We start from the raw sequence: 19,106 nt of genomic DNA on the forward strand, positions 1-19,106 counted from the left end.
ACCGCGCACCCGGCGCTGCGCGAAAAAAGCCCCGCCGCGTCCGGGACGCGTGCGGGGCAGCGCAGGAAGCGATGCGCGAGGCGGGGAATCAGCCCGCCAGGCGGGCGGCGATACGCTGCTGCTCGTCCCTCAGCGCCTGCGGTGTGCGGGCACCGAACTCGCGCAGGTACTCGCCGATGCTGGCGAACTCGGCCTGCCAGCCGGCGCGGTCGAAGCCGAACAGCAGCTCGTGGGCTTCGTCGCTCAGCGCCACGCCGTCCAGGTTCAGGTCCTCGGCGCGCGGCAGGTGGCCGATGGGCGTTTCCACCGCCTCCGCCCTGCCCTCGACGCGCCGGATCATCCACTCCAGCACGCGCAGGTTCTCGCCGAAGCCGGGCCACAGGAACCTGCCGTCGCCGCCCTTGCGGAACCAGTTCACGTGGAAGATCTTCGGCAGCTTCGCGCCAGCTTGGTCGAACGACAGCCAGTGCGCGAAGTAGTCGGCGAAGTTGTAGCCGCAGAACGGCTTCATCGCCATCGGGTCGCGGCGCATCACGCCCACCGCGCCGGTGGCCGCCGCCGTGGTTTCCGAGCCCATCGCCGCGCCCACCAGCACGCCGTGCGTCCAGTCGCGCGCCTCGAACACCAGCGGCACCAGCGAGGCGCGGCGGCCGCCGAAGACGATGGCGCTGATCGGCACGCCCTGCGGATCCTCGGCCTTGGGCGAGTAGCTGGGGCACTGGCGGGCCGCGACGGTGAAGCGGGAGTTCGGGTGTGCGGCCGGGCCGTTGGCCGGGTCGTACTTGCGGCCCTGCCAGTCCAGCGCGGGCGTGCGCGAGTCCAGCCCTTCCCACCACGGTTCCTGGTCGTCGGTGACGGCGACGTTGGTGAAGATGGTGTGGTGGCTGATGGTGGCCAGCGCATTCGGGTTGGAACTGTCCGAGGTGCCGGGCGCCACGCCGAAGAAGCCGGCTTCCGGATTGATCGCATACAGGCGGCCATCGGCGCCGGGACGCATCCAGCAGATGTCGTCGCCGACGGTCCACACCTTCCAGCCGGCCTGGCGGTAGCCCTCCGGCGGGATCAGCATGGCCAGGTTGGTCTTGCCGCAGGCGGACGGGAACGCGGCGGCGATGTAATGCGTCTGTCCCTGCGGGTTTTCGATGCCGACGATCAGCATGTGCTCGGCCAGCCAGCCTTCGTGGCGCGCCTGGTGCGAGGCGATGCGCAGGGCGTGGCACTTCTTGCCCAGCAGCGCATTGCCGCCGTAACCGGAGCCGAAGCTCTTGATGGTCAGCTCCTCGGGGAAATGCATGATGAAGCGGCGGTCCGGGTCCAGTTCGCCGGTGGAGTGCAGGCCCTTCACGAACGTCCCTTCCCGCTCGATGCGCGCCAGTGCGGCCGCGCCCATGCGGGTCATGATGCGCATGTTCGCCACCACGTAAGGCGAATCGGTGATCTCCACGCCACAGCGCGAGAGCGGCGAATCGATCGGGCCCATGCAGTAGGGGATCACGTACAGCGTGCGCCCGCGCATGCAGCCGGCGAACAGCGCATCCATCTTCGCGTGCGCCTCGGCCGGAGCCATCCAGGGGTTGTTGGGGCCGGCGTCTTCCCGCTGCGGCGTGCAGACGAAGGTCAGGTGTTCCACCCGCGCCACGTCGCTGGGGCTGGAGCGGTGCAGCCAACTGTGCGGGTGGGTTTCCGGATTCAGCGGCAGCAGGGTGCCGTCGGCCAGCATCTGCTGGGTCAGCAGCGCGCTCTCGGCATCGCTGCCGTCGCACCAGTGGATGCGGTCCGGCCGGGTGAGCGCGGCGACCTCCGCAACCCAGGCGTTCAATGCGTCCAGCGAACTGCCCTGGAATTCGTTGCGTTTGAAAACATCGACCGCTGCGTTCATGCCACACCCTCGGAAAGTGAGACCAAAATGATACCAATGTCTTGTCCTTCAGACGAGGAGAACGCGGGGCACAGGCACGCCAGGACAAGGCTGGACGTCTCCCTTCGGACAAGGGCCATCGCAACCAATTGAATAAAAAGGGATTCTGTAGGAGCGGGCCATGCCCGCGATGCTTTTCCCATGAACCAAAAAAGAGCATCGCGGGCATGGCCCGCTCCCACAGGTTCAGCGCCCTGTAGGGCGCCTACGCCTCGCGCGAGCGCCGGTAGGGATTGAACAGCTGCAGCAGCCAGGGCTTCTGCGCCAGCACCAGGCTGACCCCCACCCGGTCTTCCGCGGGCAGGGTGGCGTCCCGGGCCAGCAGGGCGTCGAACTCGCGCGCCACTTCCTCCAGCCGCTGGCGCAGTTGCTTCACGCCGTCGATGCTCAGGCTGCCGCTGAGCAGCAGCAGCGCGTCCTGCTCGCCGTCGAAGGCGTCGGCGAAGTAATCGGTCAGCAGGGTGTGGCGGAAATAGCGCTCCATCGGGCCGTCGGCGCGCCAGCGGAAATTGCGCGCGGTCAGCGCGCGGCCGCGGTTGCCGGGCATCAGTTCGATGATGCCCAGCCGGTCCAGCTTCACCAGCAGCCCGGTCCACTGCGCCGTCGTGAAGCCGAAGTGGCCCATCACGTCGTCCTCGCGCCAGCGGTTGAGGGTGAGGAACAGCGCCATCAGCAGGCGCGGGTCGTCCACCAGCGCCTGCTCCTGCGCCTCGCTCAGCTGCGCCATCGGCTTGCGCCCGCGCGAGGCCTCGGCGCTGAGTTCGGCCAGCCCCACGTCGAGGACATCGCAGATCTGCTCCAGCCGCTGCAGGCTCATCGCCCGCCGGGAAAACATGCGCTTGACCGCTGCTTCGCTCATGCGGATGCGGGCGGCCAGCTCGCGGTAGGTCAGTTCCTGCGCGCGCAGGCAGCGCTTCAGGGCATCGATCAGGTCCACCGAGACGGCCATCGGTAGCGCATTCCTATACCGGGTGTTGCGTGGGAGCTTACCTCGTCGATGCCGGTTGAACCGCGCCCCGGCCCGGGGCAAGGCTGCGGCACCCCGGAGGACCCCGCATGCACCGTCTGATCGCCCGCCCGTTGACCCTCGCACTTGCCGCCGCCCTGTCCGGTGGCATGGCCCTGCCCGCCCACGCGGCGCCGCAGTCCGACGGCGCCAGCCGGATGTCCCAGGCCAGCCTGGAGGCCTCGATCGAAGTGCCGGTGGCGGTGATCCATGCGCTGGGCCATGGCGCCTCGGCGGTGGTCACCGGCGTGGCGGTGGTGGCCGGCAGCGTGGCGGTGACGGTGTCGGTTGCCGCAGCGGGTGTGGTGGGCGCGGCCTCGTTCGTGGTCTACCTGAGCGCGGAAGCGATCAAGCGGCTCGGCATCGCGGTGGGGACGGCGGTCAGTGTCGCCGCCGTGTCCACGGGCTGGATCCTCAGTGCGGCCGGTGAAGCGCTGTGCTTCATCGCCAACGACGCCGCCCGGCCGCACATCCACAGCCACCGCTACGGTGGGTGAGCCGGTGCTGCGCGCGCTCGCGGTGTTCCTCGTCATCGCCCTCGCGCTGCCGGGGACGGCGCGCGCGGGCAATGCCTGCAAACAGTTGGAGATGCCGCCGTACAAGGTGGCCGAGGCCGCGCGTACCGCGCTGCTGGCGGCACAGCAGTTGGACGAGGTGGACGCACCGGTCGCCCTGATCGCGCGCGTCGGGACCGACCTGTCGAAACAGGGCCTGGTCTACAGCCATGCCGGCTTCGTGGTACGCGACCACGCATACGGCCGCTGGACAGTGGTGCACCTGCTCAACGAATGCGGCAGCGACCGCTCCGGCCTGTACGCGCAGGGGCTGGTGAACTTCTTCGCCGACGACCTGGTGAACCAGGACCTGCGCATCGTGTGGTTCCCGCCGGAGGTCGCCGGCCGGCTGGCCGCGCGCCTGCAACAGATACCGCGCCATGGCCTGCATCACCCGCGCTACAACCTGATCGCCCGGCCGGGCAGTGAGGACTACCAGAACTCCACCGCCTGGATCGTGGAAGTGATGGCCGCTGCGCTCGCCGACCGCGGTATCTACGACCGCCGCAGCGCCTACGCCTTTGCAAAGGGCGACGGCTTCGTGCCCGATACGGTGCATATCGCCTACTCGAAGCGCCTGCTGGGCGGGCTGTTCTCGGCGAACACCGACTTCACCGACCACCCGGTCGGCACGCGACTCTCGGGCGACTACCCCGTCATCACCGTGCGCTCGATCTTCCGCTGGCTGGAGCGCAGCGGCTATGTGCGCGAGCAGCGGGAATGGCGCGGTGGCGTGCGGCAGCGGGCGATGGGGCCGGCGTGAGCTGCAGCTGTTCACCACACGGGCGCGTTGCGACGCGTTCGACGCCATTGTCCTGGATGGCTCCAGTGGGCGCGGATGGACAAGGACAAGACGCAGATCATCGCGCTGACGAGCGAGCGCTGGGTGCTGGAGGTCTACCGCACCGTCATCCAGACGCTGCAGGGCATCGCCTGGATGCTGCTGGCGTTCTTCGCAGTGGCGTTGCTGGCGTACGTGGTGGTGCGCTTGTCGGAGCTGAAGCGGACGACCCCGGCCACGCCGTAAGGCGGGCCTTGGCCCGTCGTCGACAGGGGGATCATGCGCAGTGGGCCAGGGCCCTCCTGCGTATCAGGTCGGGATCAGCGTCGAGATGACGTGTTCGAGGTAGGTCTCGAACTCTTCCGAGGTCATCCGCGGCTGCTGCAGCTGCAGCGACAGCTGCAGGAAGCCCACGTAGGCCGCATACGTCAGGCGCGCACGGTGGGTGGCATCGGTACGCTGCAGGCCGGCCTGGCGGAACATCGCCACCAGATACTCCAGGCGACGCTGCGAGATGCGGTCGATGACGGGCTGCACGGACGGGTGGTCCAGCGCCTTCAGCAGCTCGCTGTAGATGATGTGCGGCTTCACCTCGTGGCCGACCAGCTGGAACAGCGCACGCAGGCGCTCGCGCGGATCGGCCACCTGTTCCAGGCTGCCGAAGATGCTTTCCTGCTCCACGGCCTCCCAGCGCTCCAGCGCAGCCTGCAGCAAGGCGTCGCGCGAGGGGAAGTGCCAATAGAAACTGCCTTTTGTGACACCCAGACGACGCGCCAGCGGTTCCACGGCCACGGCCGAGACGCCTTGCTCCGCGATCAGGTCGAGGGCGGCCTGCGCCCAGTCGTCAGCGCTCAGGCGCGCGTTGCGGGTGGGCGTGGAGGGGGAGCTTTCGGGGCCGGGTGTATTCATGTTCCGCATTTAACCATACGGCGCGGTGTGTAGCGGTATGTATGTTGCGACGCACAACAAATAAAGCCAAATCAATCGGTTGCATTCGAAACGCCTTTCACGAACCGATTGACTACTCTAAATGCGCAAGCCCATACTTGACCGTATGGTGAAGAGCGCCTCTCCTGTCCATGACGCCGCTACCGACATGACTGCCGGCAGGTCGGATCGCGTGTTGAGCGGCCAAGGGGATTTCGCACTCGCGGTGCGTCGCTTCCCCTCCCCGCGCGTACTCCAGGGCCACCCCGCACTGGTGTACGCGCATGGCTTCGGCCAGACCCGCGGCGCATGGAACCGCACCGGGCAGGCGATGGCCGCGCACGGTTATGCAGGCCTGGCCTACGACGCGCGCGGCCATGGCGACTCGGACCGCAATGCGCCCGACGCGCCCTATACCGGCGACCAGTTCGCCGACGACCTGATCGTGGTGGCAGGCGAACAACCGGAACCGCCGGTGCTGGTCGGCGCCTCGATGGGGGGCTGTTCGGGCTGATCGCCGAATCGCGCTGGCCGGGTCTGTTCCGCGCCATGGTGCTGGTGGACATCACCCCGCGCTGGGAACACGCCGGCCTGCAACGCATCCTGGCGTTCATGACGGCGTTTCCCGACGGCTTCGACTCGCTCGAGCACGCGGCCGACGCCATCGCGGCCTACCAGCCGCAACGCCGCACGCGCAGATCCGCCGACGACCTGCGCGAACTGCTGCGCGAAGGCAGCGACGGCCGCTGGCGCTGGCACTGGGATCCGCGCCTGGTGGACGAACTGGCCCGCGACAGCGCCCGGCATCAGGACGCCATCGCCGAAGCCGCCAGCCGCGTGCAGTGCCCGGTGCTGCTGATCAGCGGCGGGCGCAGCGACCTGGTCTCGGAGAAGACCGTCGAAGAATTCAAGACGCTGGTGCCGCACGCGCGCCACGTGCACCTGCCGCAGGCCACCCACATGGTGGCCGGCGACGACAACGACGCATTTACCGCCACCGTGCTGGAATACCTGGCAGGCCTGCCGGCCGCGCCGGGCAATGCCGAATCCGATGTAACCGAATCCGTGTCCGGAGCAACCCCATGAGCATCGCCATCCCCTTCCTCGCCTTCCTGCTGGCGGGTGCGTTCGCCGCCTACCACCGGCTCCGGCTCGCCTACTGGGCCGCCATCACCGCCAGCCTGCTGGTGGCCTGCTGGCTGCTGGGCGCCAATCCCACCGCGACGCTGGTCGCCGCGCTGGTGGTGCTGGCGATCGCCGTGCCGCTGCTGATCCCGGCGATCCGCAAGCCGCTGGTCACCGCGCCTGCGCTGGGCTTCCTGCGCCGCGCACTGCCGCCGCTGTCGCAGACCGAGCGCATCGCGCTGGAAACCGGCTCGGTGGGGTTCGAAGGCGACCTGTTCACCGGCGACCCGGACTGGAACAAATTGCTGGCCTATCCCAAGCCGCAGCTCACCGCCGAAGAACAGGCCTTCCTCGACGGCCCGGTGGAAGAACTGTGCAGGATGACCAACGACTGGGAGATCACCCACGTCCATGCCGACCTGCCGCCGGAACTGTGGGACTACATCAAGAAGAACAAGTTCTTCGGCATGATCATCCCCAAGCAGTACGGCGGCCTGGGCTTCTCGGCGCTGGCGCACCACAAGGTCATCCAGAAGATCGCCTCGATCAGCAGCGTGGTCAGCTCCACCGTCGGCGTGCCGAACTCGCTGGGCCCGGGCGAACTGCTCAACCACTACGGCACGCAGGAGCAGAAGGACTATTACCTGCCGCGCCTGGCGATCGGCCAGGAAGTGCCGTGCTTCGGATTGACCGGTCCGTTCGCCGGCTCCGACGCGACCTCGATCCCCGATTACGGCATCGTCTGCAAGGGCGAGTGGAACGGGGCCAACGTGCTGGGCATCCGCCTGACCTTCGACAAGCGCTACATCACCCTGGCCCCGGTCGCCACGCTGATCGGCCTGGCCTTCCGCATGTACGACCCTGACGGCCTGCTGGGCGACACCCGCGACATCGGCATCACCCTGGCGCTGTTGCCGCGCGATACGCCCGGCGTCGACGTGGGCCGTCGCCACTTCCCGCTGAACTCGCCGTTCCAGAACGGCCCCATCCATGGCCGCGACGTGTTCATCCCGCTGAGCCAGCTGATCGGCGGCGTGGAGATGGCCGGCAAGGGCTGGAACATGCTCAACGAGTGCTTGGCCGTGGGCCGCTCCATCACCCTGCCCTCCACCGCCAGCGGCGGAGCCAAGTTCGGCGCGCGCGTCACCGGCAGCTATGCGCGCATCCGCAAGCAGTTCGGCCTGTCGGTCGGCCGCTTCGAAGGCGTGGAGGAGGCGCTGGCCCGCATCGGCGGCAAGGCGTATGCCATCAGCGCGCTGTCGCAGGCCACCGCCGCCGCCGTGGACCGCGGCGACGTGCCGTCGGTGCCGTCGGCCATCGCCAAGTACCACTGCACCAACATGGCCCGCGACATCGCCAAGGACGTGATGGACGTGGTGGGCGGCAAGGGCATCATCCTGGGCCCGCGCAACTTCGCCGGCCGCGCCTGGCAGGCCTCGCCGATCGCCATCACGGTGGAAGGCGCCAACATCATGACCCGCAGCCTGCTGATCTTCGGCCAGGGCTCGATCCTGTGCCATCCGTACATCATCAAGGAAATGCGCGCGGCGCAGGATCCGGACACCCAGGCCGGCATCCAGCAGTTGGACGCCGTGCTGTATCCGCACATCGGCGGCGCGATCTCCAACGCCGTGCGTTCGTTCTGGTTCGGCATCACCGGCTCGAAGATCGGCGCCGCACCGGGCGATGCCTACACCAAGAAGTTCTTCCGCAAGCTCGACCGCTACGCGGCCAACCTGGCCCTGCTCACCGACATCTCGCTGGGCGCGCTGGGCGGCAAGCTGAAGTTCAAGGAATCGCTGTCCGGACGCCTCGGCGACGTGCTCAGCCACCTGTACATGATGGGCGCGGTGCTCAAGCGCCACCATGACGAAGGCGCGCCGGAAGCCGACAAGCCGTTGCTGGCCTGGGCCTTCCACAACAGCGCCTACGAGATCGAACTGGCGCTGTCGCAGGCGCTGCGCAATTTCCCGATCAAGCCGCTGGGCTGGCTGCTGTGGCCGGTGGTGTTCCCGTTCGGTCGTCGCGCCGTGGCCCCAGGCGACCGCCTGAGCCATCGCGTCGCCATGCTGCTGATGGCGCCCAACGAGGCGCGCGACCGCCTGGGCCAGGGCGTGTTCCTGACCGCGTGCGAGAACAACCCCGGCGGCCGCATCGACAGCTACCTGGCCGCGGCCGTGGCCGCCGAGCCGGTGGAGCGCAAGTTCCTGAAGGCGCTGAAGACCAAGGACATCGAAGCCCTGGACTACGGCGCGCAGCTGGACGAAGGCGTGCGCGAGGGCTGGATCACCGTGGAGGAGCGCAAGCAGCTGGAAGAACTGCGTGCGATCACGCTGGATACGATCACGGTGGACGATTTCGACGTGCACGAGCTGCGCGCCGCCAGCTACTACGACCTGCCGCAGCACAAGCGGCAGCCGCGCGAAGCGGCCTGACGTCCACCCCGGAAGACACGACGACGGCGGGCATGTCCCGCCGTCGTCGCGACAGGAGCCCACGATGAGCGCCGACGTCCTGAAGATCTACCGCAGCCTGAGCCGCAAACCCCTGGGCCACTGGCTGTTCTCGCGCCTGATCTGCTTCAAGGCACCCTACTTCGGCAGCATCGGTCCGCGCATGCTGCGGCTGGAACCCGGCCGCGGCGAGGCGACCATCCGGCACCGCCGTTCGGTCACCAACCACCTGGGTACCGTGCACGCCATCGCGCTGTGCAACCTGGCCGAGTTCGTCGGCGGCTTGACCACCGATGCCAGCATCCCGCGCTCGATGCGCTGGATCCCCAAGGGCATGACCGTCCAATACCTGAAGAAGGCCGTGGGCACCATGCACGCCGTCGCCACGCCGGCCTTCCCGCCGCACGAGTCGGCAGAAGGCTACGACCTGCCGATGGACGTGGTGGTCAGCGACCCCCAGGGCGAACCCGTGTTCCGCGCCCGCATCGGCATGTGGGTGTCGCCGAAGCCTCCACGCGCCGACTGACGCAACGCGGTCGTGGGAGCGATGCAAGTCGCCAACGGCCCGTCCGGAAGCCCGGCACGAACCAACGCAAGGCATCGCGACTGGCGTCGCTCCCCCATCATCGTTGCCGGGGCCGGATCAGCGAAGCCAGACGGCTGCCAGCGCGGCGATCGCGGGCAGCCCCTGCACATAGAAGATGCGCCGGCTGACGCTCCACGCGCCGTACAGCGCGGCCACGACCACGCACAGCAGGAAGAACACCACCACGTTCCATTGCGCGGTCAGCAGACTCCACAGCAGGCCGGCTGCAAGGAAGCCGTTGTACAGGCCCTGGTTGGCGGCCAGCACACGGGTGGTCTCGGCCTTCTCCGGCGTATTGCGGAAGGTCTTCAAGCCGGCGGGCCGGGTCCAGAGGAACATTTCCAGCACCAGGAACCAGGCGTGCAACGCCGCCACCAGCACCACCAGCACCGCTGCGATCACATCCATCCCCGCCTCCCGTCGTGTGCCGGCAGCATAGCGGCTATGCGCGGATACGTCAGGCGTTGGTGGCCGCCGGGGACGTGCCCGCCGTCGCACGTTCGGACGGCAATCTGGATTCCTCGCGCAGCAGGCGCCAAGCGCTGAAGGTCATCGCGCTGGCCACCAGCAGGCCGGCGCCGAACACGACGTTGGAGCCGAACGCGGACAGGAACTTGTGCAGCCATACGAAGCTCAGGTCGCCGCCGCGATAGATGACGGTGTCGATGGCAGCGCCGGCCTTGTAGCGCCATTCGCGCCCGACCCGCGTGTAGATGGTCTCGCGCGCCGGTTTGGCCAGCGAGAATTCGCTGGCCCGGGTGACGACCTGCACGATGGCCACCATCAGCGGCAGCGGCGATGCGGTCAGGATCGAATAGCCCAGGATGATCGCGCAGCCGGGGATCAGCAGCGCGGGGCCGATGCCGAAGCTGCGCAGGAGCCAGCGTGTCAGCAGCAGCTGCACAAGCAGCGTCAGCACGTTCACCGCCGTGTCGATGCTCGCGTAGTACGCCGTGCTGGCGGTGGGGTCGGTGTAGTACTGGCGGACGATCGCGGCCTGCTCGTTGTATAGCAGCGTACCCACGCCGACCCCCATGACGACCAGGCAAGCCAGCCAGCGCAGCAGCGGCTCGCGCGCGATGAGCTTCAGGCCGGCCAGGATCTCGCCCCCCATCGGCTGTTCGCCGCTGACCGCCTTGCGCTCGCGCTCGCGCGCGACCGCCCACAGGCGCAGGCGCAACTGGCAGAACACGCACACCACCAGGAACCCCGCCGAGACCAGCATCAGGTTGGCAATGCCGATCCGTTCGACGAAGGTGCGCGTCAGCACCGGGCCGAGGATCGCGCCCACGGTGCCCGCCGCACCGATGTACCCGTAGTACTTGCGCGCCTCCGCATTGCTGAACACATCGGCCATGAAACTCCAGAACACGGCCACCGCGAACAGGTTGAACACCGCGATCCACAGGAAGAACGCCATGCCGCGCCCGGGCATGCCGCTGTCGAACAGCACGTAGAACAGCAGCAGCGTGCCGATGAAGAAGCCGTAGACCGCCGGCAGGAACACCCGGCGCGGATACCGGCTGACCAGCCAGCCGTATGCCGGCTGCAGCAACAGCATGATGATGAACGTGCAGGTGAAGAGCACCTGCAGGGTGAAGTCCTTGAGCGCCATGCCGCGCGCGGCGAAGAACTCGATCATCGCCGGCGGGAACACCGCCTGGACATCGTTGGATGCGCCCATCGCCTCGCGCACCGGCCGCAGCACGTAGTAGCCGGAGAGCAGGCAGAAGAAATAGACGAACGCCCACAGCAGCGGCGGCGACTCGGTCATCGCCATGCGGAATCGGCCGAACCGGGTGGTCGCTGGAGGGGACGGGTGCATGGGGCGCGGCCTGTGATCGCATCATCGGGACGCGGGCACCGCCCGCCTGTGGCGCGCAAGGTATCCGATGCACTGCAACATCGCCAGCCTTTTCACGACAGGCAGGCGGGACGGATGCAGGCCGGTACGTACGCGCGCGGGAGCGTCGGCGCGACAGAGCATTTGCTCTATCCCCCCCGGCTAGGTTCGGCCGGTCTTGGCCATCGGGCAGCATGTGTACGACTACATCATCGTGGGCGCCGGCTCGGCCGGCTGCGTCCTCGCTCATCGCCTGAGCGAAGACCCGGCCTGCCGCGTACTGCTGCTGGAAGCCGGGCCACGCGACTGGCACCCCTTCATCCACATGCCGGCCGGCCTGGCCAAGCTGGTGGGTCAGAAGGGCGTGAACTGGAACTACGACACTGCGCCCGAGCCGCACCTGCACGACCGGCGCCTGTGGTGGCCGCGCGGCAGGGTATTGGGTGGCTCCAGTTCCATCAACGCCATGTGCTACATCCGCGGCGTACCGCAGGACTACGACGACTGGGCCACGGCCGGCGCGCAGGGCTGGGACTGGAACAGCGTGCTGCCCTACTTCCGCCGTTCGGAGCGGAACAGCCGCGGCGCGGACGCCCTGCACGGTGCCGAAGGCCCGCTGCATGTCTCCGACCTGCGCTACACCAACGCATTGTCGGCGGCATTCATCGAGGCGGGCGTGCAGGCCGGCTACGCCCGCAACCCGGACTTCAACGGCAGCACGCAGGCAGGCTTCGGCCTTTACCAGGTCACCCAGAAGGAGGGCGCACGGTGTTCCGCCGCCGTGGCCTATCTGGACCCGGCGCGCGGTCGCCAGAACCTGGACATCGTCACCGGCGCGCTGGTGCGGCGCATCCTGCTGGACAAGGGCCGCGCGATCGGCGTGGCCCATGCACGGGGCGGCCACGAGGTCGTCGCGCGATGCCAAGGTGAGGTCCTGCTCTGCGGTGGCGCGATCAACTCGCCGCAGTTGCTGATGCTGTCGGGCATCGGCCCGGCCGACCATCTGGCAGCGCACGGCATCACCGTCCGGCACGCGCTGCCCGGCGTGGGCCGCAACCTGCAGGACCACCTGGACATCTGCACGCTGCAGCACAGCACCCAGCGGGTGACCTACGACCGCACCAGCGAGTTGAAGACCGCCTTCGACTACTTCCTGCGCGGACGTCGCGGCCCCGGCACCAGCAACATCGCCGAGGCCGGCGCGTTCGTGCGCTCGCCGCTGGCGCCGGACGAGCGTCCCGACATCCAGATGCATTTCGTGCCGGCGATGCTGGACGACCATGGCCGCCACCGCCTGCCCGGCGACGGGTATACGGCCCATGCCTGCTTTCTGCGCCCACGCAGCCGCGGCCGCATCCTGCTGGCCAGCGCGGACCCGCGCGCGGATGCGCGCATCGAAGCGAACTACCTGAGCGATCCGGAAGGCTTCGACCTGAAGATGATGGTCGAGTGCGCGAAGCTCGCGCGCGAACTGCTCGCCCAGCCTGCGTTCGATCCCTACCGCGGCGCCCCCATCCATCCGGCCCGCAGCGACCTGACCGACGCGGAACTGATCGAGTTCATCCGGGCCAAGGCCGAAACCGTCTACCACCCGGTCGGCACCTGCAGGATGGGGCTGGACGATGGGGCGGTGGTGGATCCGGCATTGCGCGTACGTGGGCTGGAAGGCCTGCGCGTGATCGATGCCTCCGTGATGCCCACCCTGATCGGCGGCAACACCAACGCGCCGACCATCATGATGGCCGAGCGCGCTTCGGACCTGGTCCGCAACCGGCCGGTGCTCTCCGCCGCGCCCATTCAGCCGGCACGACCCGAGCCTGAGGCGATTCCGCTGGCCTCCGCCGGCTGAGGTCGGCGCGCCCCGGCGGCGTGGCCGGTCTTCACGCCGCAGTGGGCCGAATGCACCGCCCGCCACGGGGATCCATGGCCCGGAACTTGCACGTGCACACGAGGCGTCCGCCATGCGGCCGCGCGCCTGCGCGTATTCAGGCGACGCGCACCGTGTGCCGAAGTGGGACGCCCGGCACATCTGCAATCTTCAGCAGGATGAACGACATGGCCCTCGAACCTCCCGCGGTTTGTGCAATGGAAAAAAGCGGCGTTATGATCCCGGACAGCACCAGCTTTCGCAGGGCGTCACGCACGATGAAACCGAAGACGAGCCGGCGATCGCCGCATTCCCTGCGGATCGCCCTGATTGGCATGATGCTTCCGCTGACCCTGTCGTCCACGGCGCAGACGCCGCTGCGCTGGACATCGCCGGGTACCGGGTCCGATGCCGCGGTTTCCGGCGTGGCCACCGCCAGCACCGCTCCGTACGTGTCCCCCACCCAGCCGCGCCTCTACCGCACCGCGCTGGCGGGCCAGGACATCCGCCCGCTGGCCGCCGGTTTCGATGTGCGCGCCTTCGAGACGATGGCCGAGCACCTGACGGTGGGCCAGCGCGTGCCGGGACTGGCCATGGCCATCGTCCACAACGGGCGCGTGCTCAGCGCGCGCGGTTACGGCGTCACCGATGTGGTCAACCCGCAGCAGGTCGACGCGCATACCGTGTTCCGCCTGGCGTCCCTGTCCAAGTCCTTCGCCAGTACGCTGACCGGCCTGATGGTGCAGGACGGCTCGCTGCGCTGGGACAGCAAGGTCAACCAGTACGTGCCCGGTTTCCAGCTGAGCGACCCCGTGGCGACCTCGCGCGTGACCGTGGCGGATGTGCTGAGCCACAGCGTGGGGCTGCAGGCGCACAACGCCTTCGACCGCGACATCGAGGCCAATGCCGAGTACTACGATGTCGCGCGCAAGCTCGCCTACGCGCCACTGAAGTGCGCGCCCGGCGAATGCTATGCCTACCAGAACGTCGCCTTCAGCCTGATCGGCGACGTGGTGTTCGCGGCGTCGGGCACGTTCTACGACCAGGCGGTGGATCGTCGCATCTTCAAACCCCTGGGCATGAACGACGCCAGCCTGGGCCTGGCCGGCATCCAGGGCAGTACGCGCTGGGCGCGTCCGCACGTGCGCAGTCGCAACGGCTGGGTTTCGTTGACGCCCAAACCGACCTACTACCGCCTGCCGCCCGCCGCCGGCGTCAATGCCAGCGCCAGCGATCTGGCGCAGTGGCTGATCGCGCAGACGGGCCACCGGCCTGACGTGCTGCCGGCGCCGCTGCTGGCCACCCTGCATGCCCCTGTGGTGACCACGCCGGGCGAGATGCGCGGCGGCTGGCGCCGCGAGCGCGTCCACTCGGCGAGCTATGCCCTGGGCTGGCGCGTGTTCGACTACGCCGGCCAGCAGGTGATCTTCCATGCCGGTGCGGTGCAGGGCTATCGCGGCCTGATGGCACTGGTGCCGGGACAGGATCTGGGCGTGGCCATGGTCTGGAACAGCGACAGCTCGCTGCCCTCGGGCCTGCTGCCGACCATCCTCGACCGGGCCATGGGCCTGCCGGGCGAGCCGTGGGTCGAGACGCCCGCCGACTACGACCTGCTGCTGGCCGAGTCGCCCGATGGCGCTCCGGCACGCGAGCGCAACGACGCGGGCACCTCCTCGCAACGCAGCACCGCCTCGCCCCGGTGAGCGCACGTATGCGCTGCAGCCTCCCTCCCGCAGCGCGCCGGGGCTATTCGGCCGAGGCCTCCATCAGCGCCTTGAGTCTGGCCAGTCCCTTCTCGTAATCCGCACCGATCATCCGGTCGAACAGCAGACCGAGCCATCGCCTGAAAGGATTCAGGCCGTGCGTGCTGTCGAATGCCCAGGTCACCCGTGTTCCTCCGGCTTCCGGCTCCAGCAGATACGTGGCCTGTGCCTGGCTGCCATCGAAATCCAGCGCCACCACGATCCTGCTGTGCGGCTGGCTGGCAACGATCTCCTGGCTGCCGCTACCCACGGCCCGGTTGCCCACCCAGCGCATGCGCGCGCCTGCACCCTGCGCCGGGCCTTCGAAGGTATACCTGGCCTGCGGGTCGTACTCGGCCCACGGCGACCACGCGTTGAAACGCGCGAACGAATCCAGGGTGGCGAAGACCTGCTGGGGACTGCGCTCGATCAGGACGCTGCGCTCGACGTGCGTCGTCGCCGGCAGCAGCAAGCCGCCGCCAACGAAGACCAGCCCGGCCGCGACGATCGTCGCCAGCGTCCATCTGAAAAACTTCATGCCCGTGCTCCAGGGTGGGTCCAGGGCGGTAGCCTAGCCGCTCGCCCATAAAAAAACTCTCCCCCCGCTGGGCACAGGGAGAGAGTCCATGGTGTTACGGCTAATCGGGGTTGGCTTAGATCAGCGGAGCCGGGGTGGCCGGCAGCGCGACCGGGGCCGCTTTCTTCTTGGACTTCTTGGCAGCCTTCTTGGCGGGCTTCTTCGCAGCCTTCTTGGCGGCCTTCTTGGCCGGCTTCTTGGCTACTTTCTTGGCAGCCTTCTTGGCGGTCTTCTTGGCAGCCTTCTTGGCGACCTTCTTCGCCGGCTTCTTGGCGACCTTCTTGGCAGCCTTCTTGGTGGTCTTCTTGGCGGCCTTCTTCGCCGGCTTCTTGGCGACCTTCTTGGCGGCCTTCTTGGCGACCTTCTTCACCGCCTTCTTGGCCTTGGCGACCTTCTTGGCGACCTTCTTGGCGGCCTTCTTCACGGTCTTCTTGGCAGCCGACTTCTTGGTGGCCTTCTTGGCGGCCTTCTTGGCGGCCGGTTTCTTCTTCGCAGCTTTCTTCATTGCCATGTGATGGCTCCTCGTCTGTGAACTATGGTGTTTTACGTCTGGCTACAGCACATCTGCCCGAGGGCAGGCCCAGCTGCAAGAAACGCCGCGGGGATCGGACCCGTCGGCAGCCGCTGCCGCGACACGCGCGGCGATACGGATTCCCCAGGGGCCGGGCGTGCGAAACCCGGCTCCCTACAAATAAGAAAACACCCGCGTCGCCGGGCGATGCGGGTGTCATGGAAAGGGGGCGTTGCGTTTCTGCGGGGGAAGCGAGGCCTGCGTCCACCCCGATCCGGGTGACGATGGACTGTGTTGTCTCTCGCGCTGTCGTGTTGATTCGACTCACTCGCTTCCGCAGCATGCTCTGCTTGGGGCGAAACCTAATCACGGTTTTTCGAGGTGTCAACACCTTCGCGCAACTTTTTTCCGCCCCGCTGTCCGGACCGGATGGCGATGGCGAACGATCGGCGCGCCGGTACCGTCGCCTTCGAGCGGGCACCGTTCGCGGCGACGCGACACACGCATGAAAAAAACATCGGGAAAACGCGCCTTTTCTTTCAACGGGGGTACGCGCAACGACAAGGAGGAAGGTGGATGCGCGCACCTGGCGGCGGCAGCGGCGAGCGATCCGCAGGCTTGAACGCGAGCTAAAAAAATTTTCCGGAAAGGCATCGGATTTCGCGTCGCACAAGCCCGAATGCGCCGAACTGCGCAAACTTTTTCCTCTCCCGCGACCACCGCGTCGGCATGTCCGACGCCTCCGCATCATCGCCGTCGCGCGCTCGCATGGCCGCTGATCGACGGCGCCATCACCTCCGCCATCGATGTGTACCGGCGATTCCGCCCCGTCCTCCGCGGCCCGCATGCGTCCGCAGTCCGCGCTGGGCCGAGGGGTTGCATGCGCTCGCCGGACACTCCGCTCCGGTGTCCACGCGCGGAGCCGTCCTGCGGCCGGCATCCACGACCGCGGAAACGAAGCGGGGAACCGGCAACGAGGGAGATGGGCTCCCTCGCCGCCGGTTCCCCGCCAGGGGACAGCCGGTAGGCCGCTCAGTGGTCTTCGTCTTCGATCAGTTCGGCGTAGTCGTCGGGCGAGAGCAGCTCGTTGAGCTGGTCGGGCTCCTCGGCCTCGATCACGAAGATCCAGCCTTCGCCGTAGGCATCCTCGTTGATCGTCTCCGGCTTGTCCGACAGCGCCGCGTTGACTTCCACGACCTTGCCGGTGACCGGGCTGTACACGTCGGAGGCGGCCTTGACCGACTCGACCACGGCGCTGGCGTTGCCGGCTTCGATGCGATCGCCGACGTTGGGCAGTTCGACATAGACCAGGTCGCCCAACAGGCCCTGCGCATGGTCGGAGATGCCGACGGTGACGCGACCGTCGCTCTCGAGGCGGGCCCATTCGTGGGACTTGAGGAACTTCAGATCGCCGGGAATCTCACTCATGGGGTACTCCGGATCGGTGCGGTAGGTCGGGATGGGAACGATAGTTTAGCGGAGTAAGCCACAGGTGAAGATGGCAGCCTGCGATTCATTCCAGCACGCCCGGCTGGGCCTGACCGTCGCGCACGAACGGGAACTTGACCACGCGCACCGGTACTTCCCTGCCGCGGATGTCCACGCGTACGTCGCCGGCCGCGCCCAGCGCGATGTCGCCGGCGGGAACCCGCGCGAAGGCGATGGCCTTGCCCAGCGTCGGCGAGAAGGTGCCCGACAGGATCTCGCCCTCGCCGCGCGGCGTGAGCACCTTCTGTCCGTGACGCAACACGCCCTTCTCGTCCATCACCAGGCCGATCATCTGCCGCGGCGCCCCCGCGGCCTTCTGCGCTTCCAGGACCGCGCGGCCCACGAACGGGCGGTGCTCGTCCAGCGCGACCGTCCAGGCCAGGGCCGCCTCGTAGGGCGAGACGGTTTCGTCCATGTCCTGCCCGTAGAGGTTCATGCCGGCTTCCAGCCGCAGCGTGTCGCGCGCACCCAGGCCGGCCGGCTTCACCCCGGCGGCCAGCAGCGCATTCCAGAACGCGACCGCCTCGCTTCCCGGCAGCACGATCTCGTAGCCGTCCTCGCCGGTGTAGCCGGTGCGGGTGACGAACAGCGGCACGCCGGCCGCGGTGGAGGCATCGGTGGCGGAGAAGCGGGTCAGCTTGCCCACCTTCGTCCGGTCCTCCTCGCGCAGCAGGCCGTGCACGCGCTCGCGCGCGGCCGGGCCCTGCACGGCGATCATGGCGAAGTCGGGGCGCTCGCTGACCTGCACGTCGAACGCGGCGGCATGGGCACCGATCCACGCCAGGTCCTTCTCGCGGGTGGCGGCGTTGACGACCAGGCGGAAGAAGGCCTCGTCCATGAAGTAGACGATCAGATCGTCGACCACTCCGCCCTGCTCGTTGAGCATGGTCGTGTACAGCGCCTTGCCCGGCTTCTGCAGCTTGTCCACCGAATTGGCCACCAGCTGGCGCAGGAACTCGCGGGCCCGCGGCCCGCGCAGGTCCACCACGGTCATGTGGCTGACGTCGAACATGCCGGCATCGCGGCGCACCTGGTGGTGTTCTTCGATCTGCGAACCGTAGTGGATCGGCATGTCCCAGCCGCCGAAGTCGACCATCTTGGCGCCCAGCGCGCGATGGGTTTCGTTGAGGAGGGTCTTCTGGGTCATGGCGGCTTCCGGGGCGGCAAAGAAGCGCATTATCCCAGAACGCCCCAGTGCGGTGCGCCCCCCATCACAGGCCGTAGTAGGCCTCGTTGACGCAATCGACCGTGCGCGCGTCCAGCACATCGAAGCGCGCATCCGGCAGGCGCAGGCGCCCGGCCCAGGCGACGTCCTTCAGCCATTCGGTCGAGGTGTCGTGCTGCCGCACGATGGCGGCCACGCGCGCATCGTCGCGTCCGTTGACCCGGCACGTGCCGAACTGAAGGTAATAGCCGGGGCGGCCGGCCGGATACGGCAGCGCGTCGGTGATGCGCCACTGTGCGCGGGCACCGTCGCGACCGGCCAGTTGGCCGGCAACGACGAAGCGCGGGACGGGTTCGCCGCCGTCCGTGGTGGAAGGCGAGGCCAGCACGCCGACCGAGTAGTCGCAGACGCGGGCGGGTTCGACCGGATCGGAGACGCAACTCCCGCCCAGTTCGTCCAGGCCGGCGGGATAGGGCGGCATGACCCGACCGATCAGGTCGGCCGCCGTCACCGACAGCGGCGCCAGCAGCGACATCGACCATGCCAGCGTGCTCGAACCCACC

General features: G+C 68.2%; 18 protein-coding genes and 1 pseudogene. 8 read left to right on the top strand and 11 right to left on the bottom strand.

Going from position 1 to position 19,106, the window contains the following annotated elements:
* Positions 1-88: 88 nt before the first annotated feature.
* Together MUU77_RS14780 and MUU77_RS14785 are read right to left on the bottom strand one after the other, a co-directional pair.
* Positions 89-1,879: a phosphoenolpyruvate carboxykinase (GTP) gene (locus MUU77_RS14780; protein WP_245088410.1), complete on the bottom strand. Its 1,791-nt coding sequence runs from the start codon at positions 1,877-1,879 to the stop codon at positions 89-91.
* Positions 1,880-2,123: 244 nt separating this feature from the next.
* On the bottom strand, positions 2,124-2,867 hold the full coding sequence (locus MUU77_RS14785) for a helix-turn-helix transcriptional regulator (RefSeq protein WP_245088412.1): 744 nt from the start codon (positions 2,865-2,867) through the stop codon (positions 2,124-2,126).
* Positions 2,868-2,974: 107 nt separating this feature from the next.
* On the opposite strand from MUU77_RS14785, the gene MUU77_RS14790 reads away from it, so the two are divergent.
* The 3 genes from MUU77_RS14790 (at position 2,975) to MUU77_RS14800 (ending at position 4,505) form a co-directional block, all read left to right on the top strand.
* Positions 2,975-3,421, top strand: coding sequence for a hypothetical protein (locus MUU77_RS14790; protein WP_245088414.1), 447 nt, complete (start codon positions 2,975-2,977; stop codon positions 3,419-3,421).
* Positions 3,414-4,241, top strand: coding sequence for a DUF2145 domain-containing protein (locus MUU77_RS14795; RefSeq protein WP_245088416.1), 828 nt, complete (start codon positions 3,414-3,416; stop codon positions 4,239-4,241). Before MUU77_RS14790 ends, MUU77_RS14795 begins: the two co-directional genes overlap by 8 nt.
* Before the next feature lie 75 nt (positions 4,242-4,316).
* Positions 4,317-4,505, top strand: a complete 189-nt coding sequence (locus tag MUU77_RS14800; RefSeq protein WP_245088417.1) for a hypothetical protein — start codon at positions 4,317-4,319, stop codon at positions 4,503-4,505.
* A 63-nt stretch (positions 4,506-4,568) separates the two neighbouring features.
* Here MUU77_RS14800 and MUU77_RS14805 read toward each other — a convergent pair whose 3' ends face one another.
* Complete coding sequence (locus tag MUU77_RS14805; RefSeq protein ID WP_245088418.1) at positions 4,569-5,168, bottom strand: TetR/AcrR family transcriptional regulator; 600 nt, start codon at positions 5,166-5,168, stop codon at positions 4,569-4,571.
* 145 nt (positions 5,169-5,313) lie between these two features.
* Here MUU77_RS14805 and MUU77_RS14810 point away from each other — a divergent pair.
* The 3 genes and pseudogenes from MUU77_RS14810 (at position 5,314) to MUU77_RS14820 (ending at position 9,290) form a co-directional block, all read left to right on the top strand.
* Positions 5,314-6,272, top strand: a pseudogene (locus tag MUU77_RS14810) (alpha/beta hydrolase).
* Positions 6,269-8,746, top strand: a complete 2,478-nt coding sequence (locus MUU77_RS14815) for an acyl-CoA dehydrogenase (protein WP_245088419.1) — start codon at positions 6,269-6,271, stop codon at positions 8,744-8,746. Before MUU77_RS14810 ends, MUU77_RS14815 begins: the two are co-directional and overlap by 4 nt.
* A gap of 64 nt (positions 8,747-8,810) precedes the next feature.
* A complete protein-coding gene (locus tag MUU77_RS14820; RefSeq protein WP_245088420.1) occupies positions 8,811-9,290 on the top strand; it encodes a hotdog fold domain-containing protein in 480 nt (159 codons plus the stop codon).
* 117 nt (positions 9,291-9,407) lie between these two features.
* Here the strand turns inward: MUU77_RS14820 and MUU77_RS14825 are convergent, their stop codons facing one another.
* Entirely contained in the window at positions 9,408-9,758 is a 351-nt protein-coding gene (locus tag MUU77_RS14825; protein WP_245088421.1) for a DUF1304 domain-containing protein, read from the bottom strand.
* 49 nt (positions 9,759-9,807) lie between these two features.
* On the bottom strand, positions 9,808-11,175 hold the full coding sequence (locus tag MUU77_RS14830) for an MFS transporter (RefSeq protein ID WP_245088422.1): 1,368 nt from the start codon (positions 11,173-11,175) through the stop codon (positions 9,808-9,810).
* 214 nt (positions 11,176-11,389) lie between these two features.
* Between MUU77_RS14830 and MUU77_RS14835 the strand changes: the two genes are divergently transcribed.
* Positions 11,390-13,042 carry a choline dehydrogenase gene (locus tag MUU77_RS14835; RefSeq protein ID WP_245094531.1) on the top strand — a complete coding sequence of 551 codons (1,653 nt, stop codon included), beginning with the start codon at positions 11,390-11,392 and terminating at the stop codon, positions 13,040-13,042.
* Between the two features lie 136 nt (positions 13,043-13,178).
* Here the strand turns inward: MUU77_RS14835 and MUU77_RS14840 are convergent, their stop codons facing one another.
* Positions 13,179-13,397, bottom strand: coding sequence for a hypothetical protein (locus tag MUU77_RS14840; RefSeq protein WP_245088423.1), 219 nt, complete (start codon positions 13,395-13,397; stop codon positions 13,179-13,181).
* Here MUU77_RS14840 and MUU77_RS14845 point away from each other — a divergent pair.
* Positions 13,396-14,763, top strand: a complete 1,368-nt coding sequence (locus MUU77_RS14845; protein WP_245088425.1) for a serine hydrolase domain-containing protein — start codon at positions 13,396-13,398, stop codon at positions 14,761-14,763. The genes MUU77_RS14840 and MUU77_RS14845 overlap by 2 nt on opposite strands.
* Before the next feature lie 43 nt (positions 14,764-14,806).
* Here MUU77_RS14845 and MUU77_RS14850 read toward each other — a convergent pair whose 3' ends face one another.
* The 5 genes from MUU77_RS14850 to MUU77_RS14870 form a co-directional block, all read right to left on the bottom strand.
* The gene (locus MUU77_RS14850) at positions 14,807-15,340 is read right to left on the bottom strand and encodes an SRPBCC family protein (RefSeq protein ID WP_245088427.1); all 534 of its coding nucleotides are present in this window, start codon (positions 15,338-15,340) and stop codon (positions 14,807-14,809) included.
* 115 nt (positions 15,341-15,455) lie between these two features.
* Entirely contained in the window at positions 15,456-15,890 is a 435-nt protein-coding gene (locus tag MUU77_RS14855; RefSeq protein WP_245088429.1) for a hypothetical protein, read from the bottom strand.
* A 1,032-nt stretch (positions 15,891-16,922) separates the two neighbouring features.
* Entirely contained in the window at positions 16,923-17,318 is a 396-nt protein-coding gene (gene gcvH, locus MUU77_RS14860; RefSeq protein WP_162108977.1) for a glycine cleavage system protein GcvH, read from the bottom strand.
* 85 nt (positions 17,319-17,403) lie between these two features.
* Complete coding sequence (gene gcvT, locus MUU77_RS14865; RefSeq protein WP_245088431.1) at positions 17,404-18,525, bottom strand: glycine cleavage system aminomethyltransferase GcvT; 1,122 nt, start codon at positions 18,523-18,525, stop codon at positions 17,404-17,406.
* A 64-nt stretch (positions 18,526-18,589) separates the two neighbouring features.
* A complete protein-coding gene (locus MUU77_RS14870; RefSeq protein WP_245088433.1) occupies positions 18,590-19,105 on the bottom strand; it encodes a hypothetical protein in 516 nt (171 codons plus the stop codon).
* Between the last annotated feature and the right edge of the window lies 1 nt (position 19,106).

It is taken from the genome of Pseudoxanthomonas sp. F37, from assembly GCF_022965755.1.
GTDB lineage: Bacteria > Pseudomonadota > Gammaproteobacteria > Xanthomonadales > Xanthomonadaceae > Pseudoxanthomonas_A.

Coding starts and splice junctions, on each gene's coding strand:
- MUU77_RS14825 (WP_245088421.1), bottom strand. CDS start 9,758: ATGGATGTGATCGCAGCGGTGCTGGTGGTGCTGGTGGCGGCGTTGCAC.
- MUU77_RS14855 (WP_245088429.1), bottom strand. CDS start 15,890: ATGGCAATGAAGAAAGCTGCGAAGAAGAAACCGGCCGCCAAGAAGGCC.
- gcvT (WP_245088431.1), bottom strand. CDS start 18,525: ATGACCCAGAAGACCCTCCTCAACGAAACCCATCGCGCGCTGGGCGCC.
- MUU77_RS14850 (WP_245088427.1), bottom strand. CDS start 15,340: ATGAAGTTTTTCAGATGGACGCTGGCGACGATCGTCGCGGCCGGGCTG.
- MUU77_RS14840 (WP_245088423.1), bottom strand. CDS start 13,397: ATGCCAATCAGGGCGATCCGCAGGGAATGCGGCGATCGCCGGCTCGTC.
- MUU77_RS14830 (WP_245088422.1), bottom strand. CDS start 11,175: ATGCACCCGTCCCCTCCAGCGACCACCCGGTTCGGCCGATTCCGCATG.
- MUU77_RS14845 (WP_245088425.1), top strand. CDS start 13,396: ATGATGCTTCCGCTGACCCTGTCGTCCACGGCGCAGACGCCGCTGCGC.
- MUU77_RS14815 (WP_245088419.1), top strand. CDS start 6,269: ATGAGCATCGCCATCCCCTTCCTCGCCTTCCTGCTGGCGGGTGCGTTC.
- MUU77_RS14780 (WP_245088410.1), bottom strand. CDS start 1,879: ATGAACGCAGCGGTCGATGTTTTCAAACGCAACGAATTCCAGGGCAGT.
- MUU77_RS14800 (WP_245088417.1), top strand. CDS start 4,317: ATGGACAAGGACAAGACGCAGATCATCGCGCTGACGAGCGAGCGCTGG.
- MUU77_RS14820 (WP_245088420.1), top strand. CDS start 8,811: ATGAGCGCCGACGTCCTGAAGATCTACCGCAGCCTGAGCCGCAAACCC.
- MUU77_RS14785 (WP_245088412.1), bottom strand. CDS start 2,867: ATGGCCGTCTCGGTGGACCTGATCGATGCCCTGAAGCGCTGCCTGCGC.
- MUU77_RS14805 (WP_245088418.1), bottom strand. CDS start 5,168: ATGAATACACCCGGCCCCGAAAGCTCCCCCTCCACGCCCACCCGCAAC.
- MUU77_RS14790 (WP_245088414.1), top strand. CDS start 2,975: ATGCACCGTCTGATCGCCCGCCCGTTGACCCTCGCACTTGCCGCCGCC.
- gcvH (WP_162108977.1), bottom strand. CDS start 17,318: ATGAGTGAGATTCCCGGCGATCTGAAGTTCCTCAAGTCCCACGAATGG.